Annotated in this window: 10 protein-coding genes; 3 read left to right on the top strand and 7 right to left on the bottom strand. The window is 53.9% G+C overall.

All coding sequences use genetic code 11. From position 1 onward, the window contains the following. Window positions 1-72 precede the first annotated feature (72 nt). From ACLGGT_RS20970 to ACLGGT_RS20960, 3 genes are all read left to right on the top strand, one after another. Window positions 73-1,353, top strand: a complete 1,281-nt coding sequence (locus ACLGGT_RS20970; RefSeq protein ID WP_437197562.1) for a BamA/TamA family outer membrane protein — start codon at window positions 73-75, stop codon at window positions 1,351-1,353. Window positions 1,354-1,422: 69 nt separating this feature from the next. Further along, complete coding sequence (locus tag ACLGGT_RS20965; RefSeq protein ID WP_437197560.1) at window positions 1,423-2,223, top strand: tetratricopeptide repeat protein; 801 nt, start codon at window positions 1,423-1,425, stop codon at window positions 2,221-2,223. Between the two features lie 236 nt (window positions 2,224-2,459). Continuing rightward, window positions 2,460-4,277: a hybrid sensor histidine kinase/response regulator gene (locus tag ACLGGT_RS20960; protein WP_437197558.1), complete on the top strand. Its 1,818-nt coding sequence runs from the start codon at window positions 2,460-2,462 to the stop codon at window positions 4,275-4,277. Between the two features lie 22 nt (window positions 4,278-4,299). Here the strand turns inward: ACLGGT_RS20960 and ACLGGT_RS20955 are convergent, their stop codons facing one another. The 7 genes from ACLGGT_RS20955 to ACLGGT_RS20925 all read right to left on the bottom strand — a co-directional run bounded on the left by ACLGGT_RS20955 (window position 4,300) and on the right by ACLGGT_RS20925 (window position 12,664). Continuing rightward, window positions 4,300-4,689: a hypothetical protein gene (locus ACLGGT_RS20955; protein WP_437197557.1), complete on the bottom strand. Its 390-nt coding sequence runs from the start codon at window positions 4,687-4,689 to the stop codon at window positions 4,300-4,302. Window positions 4,690-4,756: 67 nt separating this feature from the next. Beyond that, window positions 4,757-5,320, bottom strand: coding sequence for a hypothetical protein (locus ACLGGT_RS20950; RefSeq protein ID WP_437197555.1), 564 nt, complete (start codon window positions 5,318-5,320; stop codon window positions 4,757-4,759). After that, the gene (locus ACLGGT_RS20945; RefSeq protein ID WP_437197553.1) at window positions 5,317-6,723 is read right to left on the bottom strand and encodes a type II and III secretion system protein family protein; all 1,407 of its coding nucleotides are present in this window, start codon (window positions 6,721-6,723) and stop codon (window positions 5,317-5,319) included. Before ACLGGT_RS20945 ends, ACLGGT_RS20950 begins: the two co-directional genes overlap by 4 nt. Continuing rightward, window positions 6,720-7,901, bottom strand: a complete 1,182-nt coding sequence (locus ACLGGT_RS20940) for an HlyD family efflux transporter periplasmic adaptor subunit (RefSeq protein WP_437197552.1) — start codon at window positions 7,899-7,901, stop codon at window positions 6,720-6,722. Before ACLGGT_RS20940 ends, ACLGGT_RS20945 begins: the two co-directional genes overlap by 4 nt. Further along, a complete protein-coding gene (locus ACLGGT_RS20935; protein ID WP_437197551.1) occupies window positions 7,898-10,078 on the bottom strand; it encodes a type I secretion system permease/ATPase in 2,181 nt (726 codons plus the stop codon). The genes ACLGGT_RS20940 and ACLGGT_RS20935 overlap by 4 nt, the downstream gene beginning before the upstream one ends. Window positions 10,079-10,093: 15 nt before the next feature. Beyond that, window positions 10,094-11,353 (bottom strand): TolC family protein, encoded by a 1,260-nt coding sequence (locus ACLGGT_RS20930; RefSeq protein WP_437197550.1) that lies wholly within the window; start codon window positions 11,351-11,353, stop codon window positions 10,094-10,096. 171 nt (window positions 11,354-11,524) lie between these two features. Next, a complete protein-coding gene (locus ACLGGT_RS20925; protein ID WP_437197549.1) occupies window positions 11,525-12,664 on the bottom strand; it encodes a hypothetical protein in 1,140 nt (379 codons plus the stop codon). Window positions 12,665-12,878: the final 214 nt, after the last annotated feature.

Raw genomic sequence — 12,878 nt, 5'->3', positions numbered from 1 at the left:
AGATCCGTAAACTGATCTTTTCCAGCAAATGGCTATGACAAGACCCTCGTTCCAGGGTAACGAGATGTATGAATGGAAGGAATTGCGATGCCCGCAACAAAGGGATGGATTGTTTTCGGAGCCTCTGCGTTTGCGCTGCTTTTGCTATCCACTTATTCGACAGTAGCACAGTTTTACGACACGATGGAAGTGCGCGGAAACCAGTTTCTGCAAGAGGACGAAATCCTGACAGCTTGCGGTTATTCTTCTGAAGAGGGCCTCAATGCAGAGGAGGTAAGCTTTGCACGTGATTGTCTCATTTCCACAGGGAAATTTTCAAGCGTTGAACTCTATCCCGAGAATGGGACGATGATCGTAGACGTAACTGAAGTGAACCCGCGGCCCGGCCGGATTGAGCTTGGTTTGCAGATTGACAGCGGTGAAGGGCTGGTCGGAAGCCTCTATTTCGAGCGTTACAACATTTTTCCAAAGACATTCGGTGCCGTCGAGTTGCAATTTTCGAACGAGTTTGCATCGCTGGAAACAAATTTGTATCGAACAGATATGTTTGGCGATGGCTGGGACGCCGGGATTGATTTGCTCGCGATCCAGACCGAGTATGACGACCGGCGGTTTAGTACACGGCGAGTGACGGTCGAACAGTTTGTGGCGCGACGATTCGGGCGCGGGCGGGTTGAGGTCGGATTGGGGTTTCGAAGCGACTCTGTCTTTGATATTGACCCCGCAGCTAGTGCATTGGTTCTTGCCGATGACGGAACGGACCGCGGTGTCTATTTGCGGTTCGGCTATCAGTTCAAAGAAGAGACCTGGCAGGTCTCTGCAACACAGCACTTTTTTGATATCGGCCAGGACGCCGTTGTTAGCCGCTCCGAATTGGAGGGGAGTTCGCGCGTGACGCTGGTGTCTGGCAACCTTGATCTCAATCTCCGAGCCGCGATCGGGTATGTTGAGTCTCTGTCGGGGCGCTCGCCGCGGATTTCTGACAGGTTCTTCGTCGGGGGCACAAATTTGCGGGGGTTTGCACCACGCGGTATCGGACCAAGGGACGGTTCCGACTTTTTGGGTGGACAAAAGTATGTCGTCGCAAGCGCCGAGTTGCAGCAGAGCGTCGGGGATCTTTTTAGCGTGCCCGCGCGGGTCAGTAGCTTCATTGACGTCGGGACCACATGGGATATTTCGGATACCCTTGGAGGGACGGTAGATGACGGCCTGAGCTGGCGATCCTCGGTCGGGGTGTCGCTTACCTTACAACTCGGGAACGTCCCGTTATCGATGTATGTCGCCAAACCTATACAGAAAGCCTCTGGTGATGATGAGCAGACCTTTGGTCTCAGTATTTCTACAAACTTTTGATTTTATTGTAATAATCTAACCGATTTTCAGGAAAGGGGAGTGCGGCGTGAGAGAAAAAGGGAGGCGCGGATGAGGATTGGCTATTTCACGCGTTTTCTGGCGCCTGTCGGCCTTGCTGTTGTATTGAGTGGATGCGCCGCCCTTGAAGGCACTTTTCAGGTGTCATCCGCAAGCTCCGATGGCGACGAAGCGGTTGAGGTCGCGCAGGCTGTGTATTCTGGGGGGGCCTATCAGGAGGCCGCACGGCTGTTCGAGCGTGCGGCACAGACGCAACCGGACTCTGCCGAAGCCTATCTTGGTCTTGGCCGTGCTTATATGGCCTTGGATCAGACTAGCCGAGCGGAGCTGGCCTTTACCCGGGCGCGTACACTGGACAAGCGAAATCCCGAAGTCTTGATTGAGCTTGGGCACTTGGAAGTGCTGCGCCTGCACCCGGAAAGAGCCATCACTCATTACGACAGGGCTCTGGATATTGACCGGCGGAATCTCTCGGCGTTGACGGGTAAGGGGGTCGCTTTGGATTTTCTGTCTCGCCACGACGAAGCGAACGCAGTCTATCGTAGCGCCGTGGGACTCTACCCGACGAATTTCATTCTGTTGAATAACTACGCGCTTAATCTCGTTCTTTCGGGGCAAATTGGTGCGGGCCTGACTATCATGCAGGATCTGATGCGTGACCCCGAGAATGACGAGTTGGTTCGCAGCAACATGGCGCTGGCCTTGGTGCTGGATTCGCGCATGAACGATGCGCGCGCTCTTCTCGAAGGCAGCATGTCCACAATCGAGATCGACGCGACGGTACGCAAGTATATGCGTATCAGAGAGCAGTTTCTTGCCGGCAAACCGGTGGGTTACATGCTGTTCAACTAAACCATGAGCTGGATTGAGATACAGCCGTGGTTCTACGCGGTCTCCAGCAAAAAAGAGCCAGAATGAGGTTCAATCCGAACAGATGGATCAAGAAAATCGGCACGCTTTGAAATCCGCTTGCAACATGACAATCAAGTTTCAACATGTGGTCCGGGGCGTGATGACCCCTTGTCGAATAACAAAAATCAGAAACGTATCGAGTTGTGTGGCGAGCGCGTTTCAGCGAAGAGGATAGCATGGACCCAACAGAACATGCCCGTAGGGATGAGATTGGCCGCCTTAGCGCGCATGCAAGGCTGATTGTTGAGACAGCAAGCTATCCAATGGCTCTGATCGATGAGGCCGGTTCGTGGCTGGCAAGCAGTCCCACCATGAGCTCAATGGTTGCCCAAAGTGGCGTGCCAAAGCTTATGGCGGATTGGACCGATCACAGCCAACATGTGTCAAGGGTGCCGAGAACTGAAGAGATTACACTGCGTTTTGGTAAACGTTCCATTCTAGGCACGCTCAGCGCAGTCCCCACCTTAGATGGCAAGCTTTTTCTTTTGCAACTCCCTTCGTTAGATCAGGGCATTTTGGACGCTTTCTCTTATGGAATCCACGATGCCCGCACCGAGCTTCAGTCGATTTCAGCCTCAGCTGCGCTTATGTCTGAGGCGGATCTAATCCCTGATGCGGCCAGAACCAACCTGAGCGATCAGATCATCGAAGCTTGCGGTGCAGTTCTGGAAATATTTAATGACATGATGGCGGCTGTCCCGTCTCGATACCACCGACCATCGGAAGACATGGATAGCAATTCTGTCGCTGAAATCATAAAGAGGATCGCATATCGCCTCGAGCCTCTTGCGCAGCGTAACGGGAGCCATATCAGTTTTCTGACGAAACAGTCTGTACCTTGCTCTGCCAGTCAGCGGCAGGCGGTGGAATCGATTGTCCGAAACTTAGTTAGCAATGCGATCAAATCCACCCAGAACGGCGTGATCAGTATCACGCTTAAGGAAGAGTTCCTAAGCCTCCCAGAGCATTATGCCGTAACGATTGAAGTGTCTGATACGGGACACGGAATGTCGGCAGAAGATCGGAATTATCTGCTCAAGCCCGAGACCCATCGGCCCTCTTCTAAACATGAGGTTCGCGGGGGCGGTTTAGGCAGCCGCATCATTCACCGAGCCCTTGCATACCTTGACGGCCAGATGACGGTAGAGAGCCATGCAAAGACCGGTACGCATATCACCGTCAAGTTTTTTCTGCCCGTCATTTGTACTCCAGATTCGAAGTCAAAATACTTACCGCCGGCTGCGAACGACATGTCCGGCTTGGATCCCCTCAAGAATGCGCGCATCCTCATAGTCGAGGATAATGATACCAATCGCACGTTGTTTGTTCATTTGCTCGCCAAGAGCGGGTCGCGAGCGGAAGCGGTGGAGAACGGGGCTCTGGCGCTTGATCGACTTACTTTCGGCGAACCGGTTGATCTGGTGCTGATGGATTTGTCGATGCCGGTCATGGATGGGTTGGATCTGGCCTGCGCCCTACTGGCAGCCAATGCTGACGCTGGCCCGATACTTGTCGGATTGAGCGGTGAGATTGATGAAAAATGGCGCACGGCCTGTCTGCGGACTGGCATGAAGGACGTTCTTCTCAAGCCCATTTCGCCGATTAGCTTGCGACAGCGACTTTCGGACCTATTGGCGGAGCGAGTGACATCCGGCCAAGAGTGTTCCCTCCCTGTTGTGGCGCGGCAGACGGTTGAAGACCTCTACGAAGATCTCGGTCGGGATGAAACCCGCCGTCTGATGCGGCAAGCCCTTGCCCAAACCGCGGCACTTGTCACGCTCATCGAAAGAGATGGCTTCGACGATGACCTCTACAAAGAGATCCACTCGGTCCTCGGGGCGTTGAGTTTGATCGGGCTGGTGCGCTTGAATGACCGATTGCGGATCGTTCAGGCCGTTTCACACGTCAAGCCGATGACGAGTCCCGCCATGCAACATGTTATAAGCGTGCTCAGAAAAAGCTTGGCAGAGACTACAATCGAGCTTGATGACTGAAGCGACCATTCAGACGTTCCCGTTACAAGTCGATGGTCGCTGATCGTTCAATTCTGGCCATCCCGGAGCCGAGAAGATCTGCGACAGTGTGGACCACACCTACGGGCACATTATAGACAAGTGTGAGGGTGACGGTGCCGGACTCATCCGGCTGGTCCGCGCAGCTAGTCGGAAACACCACATTGTCGATCTGCAAGAAAGGGCTCTGTTCGATGATCCTATCAAGCACTTCCGTACTTAGCCTTGCGCACAGGTCGCCCACGGGTGCTGGGCCATATTGGATGCCCACTGAGGCCCGTGCAAGGCGCTGGACTGCCTGTTGTACATCACTCGCTATCCCGAGGTATAGAGTGACACCGACGATAAAGATCAAGAACAGAATCAATGCCGGAAAGAGAATCACAAACTCCACCGTGACCGCTCCGGTGCAATCTCCACTCAAGCGTCTTAGTGCCTTTTGGATTCGAGATACGGGCATATCAGTTCACCGAACCTGATCGCGTGTTGGTGGATGAGGGTCCGCGCAAGCTGCGCTTGGTTTGACGCGGCAGATAGCTGTCCGATTTGTTGGATAACATTGCTGCAAGATTGCGCGCTGACGCACAGCCAAAATCGATGTCTCGATCCAGACATTCCGCCCTGACCGACAGAACCCTAACAACACGAATAACGCCCTCGCTCTGCGATCGACAATCGGTTCTAAAATCCCGTTCTCCGATAAACCGTACCTGAGCGGCTTGGCCACTCAGAAGTTGCTCCATTCTGGCACGACGCTGCACATCCCGTGTTGGATTGCGCCCTTTCGGCAAACCAACAATAATCACATCTTCCGCGTCAAGCCGGAGTTCCTGGAGAAAGGTCAAAATCCGGCTTTGCTCGCCACCGGCCAAGGTGCCGGTACATTCGTTGAACGTGTAGAAATGCACAGCTTCTGCTGTTTGCGGAGTGAGGCGATCTACGACCCCCCTCGGACTTTCAGATTGCGCGCAGCCTGTAAGAGCCATAGCGGAACCCAAGACGAAAGACAGACACAGCCCCTTCATTGAAGTCTGAAACCTGCGCCTGCGGGACGCACCCGCGAACCACCCCTGTCAGGGGCCACCGAAGGGCGCGTCAGGCGTCCTGTGCCCCATTGTTCAAACCCGCTGCCTACAGGGTTGATTTCTTCGAAGGTCGTTGAGAGATTGGCTGGATCTGTCGGATCAACCAGATAGGGTGTGACGATGATAATCAGTTCAGTTTCTCCTCGCGAGAACTCTGATGACCGGAAAAGCGCACCGATGATCGGCAGCTTGGACAGCCCAGGAAAGCCTTGAAGAGCTTGTCTGTTCGAGGATTGAAACAGACCTGCGATCGCAAAACTCTGACCGGAACCGATTTCGACAGTAGTTGACGCGCTCCGTTCTGTAAGGGCCGGGCCGATGCTGCCGCTGCGGGCGAAGTCGGATGTGTCGACCTCTCGTACGCTGGTGTTTAGCTTGACCTCGATGCGACTACGATCGTAGACGCGTGGCGTAAACTCGAGTTTCACGCCGATATTTTCAAGCTGGATGCGTGTGTCATCCTGGCTATCTCCGACGCGAAAGGGGATTTGACCACCGGCGAGAAACTCAGCCTTTTCACCCGATCGGGTTGTGAGGTTTGGTTCTGACAGGATCGTAACCAGACCCGATCGCGATAGGGCATCCAAAACCAGACTGCCATTCATCCCAAAAGGCGAGACCGACACTGAAAATCCGTTCTCTATAGTCGAGGCAGGTGGCGTGAAATTGCCACGCGAGCCTGATCCTGTAAGATTGAGGCCAAGATCCTCACGAATGTTTCGAGACACTTCTGCGATCTTAACCTGCAGGTTCACCTGCGCAGATTGTGCGAGGTTCAGACGGTTCACGATAATCACTTCTTCACCTGTGAGCATGGCCAGTACGTCCTCGGCTGTCAGCAGGTCCTCGGCCGTATCGACCTTTCCGTTCAGAAAAATGGCACCTTCGATCTCATCGACAGAGACCATGCCGCCACTTACGGCATTATTCACCGCTCTGCTCAGACGCTCTGTATTCACGCCGACCGAGACTGTCGTTCTAATAATTGGCTCACCATTTTGACCGAGAATAAAGAGCGTGGACTCTCCCACTGAGCGACCTACGAGATATATATATTTCGCTGATTGAAAGTCGATGTCCGCCACCACTGGATTGGACAAGAACACAGCCTTTGCAGGTTCCTCAAGTCTGAGAAACTTCGCTTCGGTCAAATTGATCTCGATTCGCTGATCGTCGACGGTCAACAAGTCCTGAGCATGGGCCTCTGCACTGAAAAACCAAACAGTAAGGGCTAGCGTCAGAAGGCTCAGCACCGTGCCCGCTTTTGAGCCGCGCGCTTCGGTAAGGATGTTTAGTGTGCGTTTCCCGCAAAGTGTTACAACGTGCCACGCTCTTACTTTCATCTGAGTTGTGCCTGTAGCAATGGCCTCAGCAGATAGCCAAGCACGGACCTGCGTCCCGTTTCGATATCAACATTTGCGATCATTCCCGGTCGAATTGGATATTGTTCTCCCTTAGCTTCAAGGAAGTTCTGTTTCGCTCTGACCATTACACGATAATATGACTTTGTGCCCGATATACTCTCTTCGTCAACCGTATCCTCACTGATCCGAACGACATTTCCGCGCAAATCACCGTAGATTGAGAAATCATAGGCCGTCAGCTTGACGCTTGCCTCCATCCCCGGCGTCACAAAGGCTACATCTCGGGGAACAATGCGGGTTTCGATAAGTAACTCATCATCAATGGGGGTGACTTCCATGATTTGATCACCAGGTTGCACCACGCCACCTACGGTATTGATGTTGACGTTGTTTACGCGCCCGGTCACCTGTGCTCTGATTTTGGTTCTGTCAAGTTGATCTTTTCTCTGGAGCAACACTTGCTGAAGGGACAGCAATCTCGCTTTTTTTTCAACCATATCATCATATGCCTCTTGCACATAGGCGTTGCGTAATCCGGCAATCTTACCTGACAGCGCGGCTACTTGTTGCTGAAGCCGGAACAATTCCACCCGGCTGACAGACCCAGATGTGGTCAGAGGCTCCGTGATCGCAATCTGTTCGTTGATAATCCGCCGTTCCTCTTCCAGCGAGGCGACCGAGTCCTCCAACTTGGCGCGCCTTGCGTTGAACAGCATTAGTTCATTGTTGCGGGTTTCATGCTTCGCTTCGCTGTCTTCGGGAAAAACAACCTGATCCCGCTCCATCACTTCCGCTTCCAGACGCGCTATTTCTGCTTCCAGCGTTGCAATTTCCGCAGCGGTTTCGAGATAGGCAGACCTAAATCGAGTCTCGTCAATAGTCACAAGAACCTCACCAGCCTTCACGACATCGCCTTCGCGCACGTGAAAGGCCGAGATAAGGCCGCCCTCAAGGCTTTGGATAACTTGGGTTCGCTGCATGGGGATGACGGTTCCCTCACCGCGGGTGATCATGTTGATTGGTGCGAGGGCGGCCCAAACAACCGCTGTCAGCAGTGCCGCAAAGACACACCATATAGTCTGCCGCGCCACGTAACGGCTCTGGGACCGGGACGTTCCGTCCAGATCGTCCAGGAGTTTATCAGCGGCGGTGGTCACTTTACAGCCTTTAGGTTCGTGTCTTGCGACACGGTAGATTTATTGGCGAGCGACAGCATTTCGCCCACGCTCCCATCATGCGCAATGCTTCCGTGCTTCAGAACGACAGCGCGAGATGCCAGAGACAGAATGTCTTTTTTGTGCGTCGAAATAATCGCCGTCCGCCCTTTGAGCCATTCGCTCATAAAGCGAATCACATGCTGCTCATTGATGCTGTCAAAAGCCGAGGTGGGTTCATCCAGAATGACGACAGAGGGGTCTTGCAGGATGACGCGGGCAAGGCCGATTGCCTGCTTTTGCCCGCCAGAAACATTTCCCGAACTGTGGATCACCAGATCAAGCCCACGCACATGCTTGCGTACAAAGGGCCCGAGTCCAACTGCATCCAATGCCGCAAACATATCATCGTCGCTGTGAAGCCCATGATCAAGACAAAGGTTGTCGCGCAGTGTACCTTGGAACAGGGCCACGCTTTGCGGTAGATAGCCAATCTGGCGGCGACGATCGATCGGGTCAATCTGATTGATCGAAAGATTGTCGATGCGCACAGACCCAGATTTACTCTCGAGAAGGCCCGCGAGCAGACGGAGAAGCGTGGATTTTCCCGCCCCGTTGCTCCCTAACAGCGCAACATGCTCGCCGGCGTCGATTTTGAGCGATGCTATGGACAGGGTGTCACCTTGTTCGCGGTCGTGGCTGAAACCCACGCCCTCCAGCTCATATTCGCCACGCAGGACATCAGCACGAATGTAATGTCGGTCGTCATCACGCTCGATTGGCATTTTCATGATCTCGTCGAGGTTTTCCATGGACGATTTCACGTATTGCCACCGCGCCAACAGACCGCTTATCTGTCCGACAGGCGACAGCGTGCGGCCGCTCAGAATGGAGCAGGCGATAAGGCCTCCAACGGTCAGATTGCCAGCGTTTATCAAATATACACCCGTAACGATCAAAGCAACATAGGTAATCTGCTGCATACTCGAGGCACCTTGGGTCAAAAGCGCCGTTACCTGTCGGGTCCGAGTCGCCGACCCTGCCATTGCAGCGTTCAACTGGCCATATGCCTTCTCAAGCCGGAGTTCGGCCCGTGCCGCCTTGACGCTCTCGAGGCTCGAAACCGCTTCGAGCAAAAGCCCGTTCAGTGCGGAACTCTCCCTTGTGTTCTGCCGGGACATACGAGCCAAGTACTTTTGCAAGGCTGCCCCCGGCAGCAAGATCGCAACCGTCCCCAAAACAACAACAATCGCAATAGGCCCGCCGATGAACCATAATACGCCAATGAAAATCAGAACGAATGGCAAGTCACAGATCGCCGCGACGGTATTTGCGGTGAAAAACTCGCGCACAGAGGAAAAATCGCGGATCTGGTTTGCAAAAACCCCAACCGATTTTGGTTGATGTGACAGGCGCAAGTTAACGACGCGGTGAAACAATTGTTTGGACAGGCGCAGGTCGAGGTCGCGACCAGAAATGTCGATCAACCGGGCACGCATCACCCTTAGCACAAACTCCATAATTATGGCCAAGCCGACACCGCTCGCCAGAACCCATAGCGTGTCGACGGCCTGATTGGGTACGACCCGATCATAGACCTGCATGACGAAAATCACCGTCGCAAGCGCCAGCAAATTTGCCGTGAGAGAAGCTACGAGTACATCTTTGTAGATCGGCCAGTTGTCGAGAAGGGGCTTGAGGATCCAGTGATGCTCCTTAGCGTTGAGCAGATTGCCAACCCGGTTACTCACAACGTCAAGGGGCTTTGCAATCACCGCATGACCTTGGTACATAACCTCGAGTTTTTTCCTAGCAATCTTTGAGCGCCCACCGCCTGATTCTGGCAGTATCACGGTCGCTTCTTCTGCATCCAGATTTTCGAGTATAAGCGTACTGTCCCCGTCGAGCACCAGAAGGGCCGGCAGCGCATGATCGGAAATGGCATTAAGCGCAATTCGCACAACCTTTCCAGCCATATTGGCCCGCCGCAGCGCCTTGGGCGCACTGTGCAGCAGAAACCTGCCTTCGTCGCTCAACTCGATTCCGTTCGTTATGCGACTGATCGAGACCTCCTTGCCATGGCAGCGGCACAGCTCTACCAGCCCGACAACGAGAGGATCATGTTCACGTTCTGACGGCATTGTCGTCACCTCTATCTCACTGTAGACGCCAAACGTCATGCCGGATTATACCCATCACTGTGACCTCTTACTCTCCAAAAGAACTGGTCCAAGCATACCAATGGAGTGGAACGCTGCATACTCTTCGCGCAAAAGTTGGTCTGATACATCAATAACGGATGTTTGTGCCTCAAATAAGTCACGTCCGGTTAGAAGCAAATCATTCAAATCGCGTTGTCCGGCAACAAACTGTTCTTCATATGCGTCCAATACGATCTGCGATTGGTCTGCCTGAGTTGCCAATGACTGCTGAAGCGACTCAAGGGATGCCAATCGCTCCACGTAAAACCGCACTTCGCGTTGCAGTTTTCGTTCCACTGACTGCAGGGTTTGTTCTGATGCACGCAAATTTTGCTCTGCAGCAACTATGGCCGTCCCTCGAAAGCTGCTGGAATTGAGATCAACACCGGCGGTGATCCCCGCCGCGCTTGATCTCCCCCGACCTCCGGACAATTCCTCGCGTACCGTCGCCTCTAGGCGGATTGTTGGCTTTCGCGCAGCGCGCGCAGCATCCACTTCGCTCCGGGCAATGTCACGATCCGCCTTTGCGGACAAATAGTCCGGCGCCTGGACGGCTGCCGTGATTACCTCACTGCTTGATTGAAACCGCGCGGCAAAGTTCAATCGCGGTGGCGTTGGCGTATCAGCCAACGCTTGTTGAATAAGGAATTCCAATTCTGCTTTGGCGATGCTAACATCAGCTTTGCGCTGGAATACTTCGTCTTCGGCGCGCGAAATCTCAAGATGCGCTCGCGCCACATCGGAGTTATTGGCCAACCCGGCCTCCGCCCGTTCTTTCGACAAGTCCGCGAGCCGTATCGCAAACTTCTGATACTCCATGGCCCTGTCAAGCTTTCGTTGGGCTGTATGAATATCGAAATAGAGTTCCGCCACATCAAGCGTAAAGTTCTCCACTTCCATCTTAAGTTGGGCCACAACCTTGACGCGCTCAGACTCCGCAGCGTTCAACCTGCTTTTTGTCAAACCCCAGTCCGTCAAAAGCTGCGAAACCGTCACATTCAATCCGAGACTGGCGGATTCATCCCCCCCTGTATCCCCCGAGACACTGACCTGCGGGCGCCGGGCGCTCTTTATAATCTCAATGTTGGAGGACTCTCGTGCCACTTTTTGTCGAAGAGCTGCAATACCCGGATCCCGTGCTGTCCCGAGGATAACCGCCTGACGAATATCCTGCGCAAAGACCAAAGCCGGTGTCACAATGACCAGCATCGCGATGAACGACGGTAAGAGTGCGGCTCCGCGTGAGGGTTTCATCTCACGAACCTGACGTTGCGGCGTTCTTTCCGCTTTCGGCTACATGAGTCTGACCGTCCGAGGCACTCCTGTAAGACTGTTTCGTAAGAAGAAGGTGGCACTGCGTTCTCGCGCGCATCTCAGGTGTGCCCCAGATGCGCGTGCCAGGTCGCATTCGTACCATGGCCAACATCAAACCAGATTTCCGCCGAATAGATCGTCATTATCAAGCAATGAGCTGAGCGGGTCACCGTCACCGACAAGCAAACCACTGACAGAGTCCGTCTCGCCCAAAAGTGAATCAAAGAGCCCACTAAACGTAGCTGCAGCCTCGTCAGTAGAAGCTTGAAGCAGATTGTTATCACTCAGGTTGCCCGCGACGCCCTCCGCGCCCGTCAGATCAGAGGTCGCGGTGTCATCGCCAATTAGATTGCCCAAAAGGTTGTCTCTTCCGAGCAACGATTCAATCGCCCCCGATAGCCCCCCGAGCAAACCATCTTCGTTGATAATAGGGGCAAGAATACCGGCTTGCTGAGCGTCGAGCCCCCCTGGGATCGTCGGATCGTTCGGGTTGTCCGGATTTGCCGACTCTACCGGGCCGCTCGAATTTGCCGACTCCACCGGGCCGCTCGGATTTGCCGACTCCACCGGGTCGCTTGGATCTGTGGACTCTACCGGGTCGCCGGCACCTGTTGGTTCTGCCTGATCGCCCTGTACTTCCGTGCGCGGTGGGGCCTGCGGGTTAAGCGGGGGCGCTTCACGATTATCGCCGGACCCGCTAACATTATCACTCATCAAGGCAAGGGTGCCAATCCCTGCGCTACCGACGAATATCTTGTCGAGCGTGCTGGGGGCAATCCGCACGCCCTGATCCGCATCATCATCCCCGGGAGGCGAAGCGCCCGGAGTGGCCGCGTTGGTTTCCCCAGTATCTGCGCTTACGACAGCCTGATCCGCTTCAGAGCTACGAGCCTCCGTGACGGGCATGTCCTCAGGAATGGCTTCCTCTGAAGCCTCTGTTTCTTCGAGGCGCGGAACGGCGGAAACCGGCTCCGGCGCTAGCAGCCCAGTCACTTCCTCTTCACCGTTGGCCTCTTTCAGCAACCGGCTGAAATTGCCGCTCGGTTCCACGATAAAGAATCGTTTGATGGTAACCTCGCGCCCATCCATAAGGGTCACAATCAGGTTAGTGCCTGACTTTTCGTAAAATGCGATCCCGGGGGTGATGGAACTGAAATAAACATCCGATGCTCCGGTAAGGACAACTTCCGTGCCCACAGTTCTGGAAGCACCTCCGTCTCCTTCCCGAGAGTTTGTGAAAATTTCAATCATGGTTATCCCCTTGGTACGCTGCCTTCTGTGTCTCTTTAAGAAACGTGTAATCCGTGCGAGTCACCCGTTCCCTATCTTTGTTCATTCGATTAGCAAATAATGATAGGTATGACCATTAGTTGTCGTCAGATTCACAATCAATTATATGAAGAAAGAGCTACAGGCGGCCAAAGCCATCCTTTTGTATAGGGTCTCGACGTTTTCGAAATCTTGC

Source organism: Roseovarius sp. MS2, assembly GCF_051447875.1.
Lineage (GTDB): Bacteria > Pseudomonadota > Alphaproteobacteria > Rhodobacterales > Rhodobacteraceae > Roseovarius > Roseovarius mucosus_A.
This window is presented reverse-complemented; position numbering and strand designations above follow the sequence as displayed.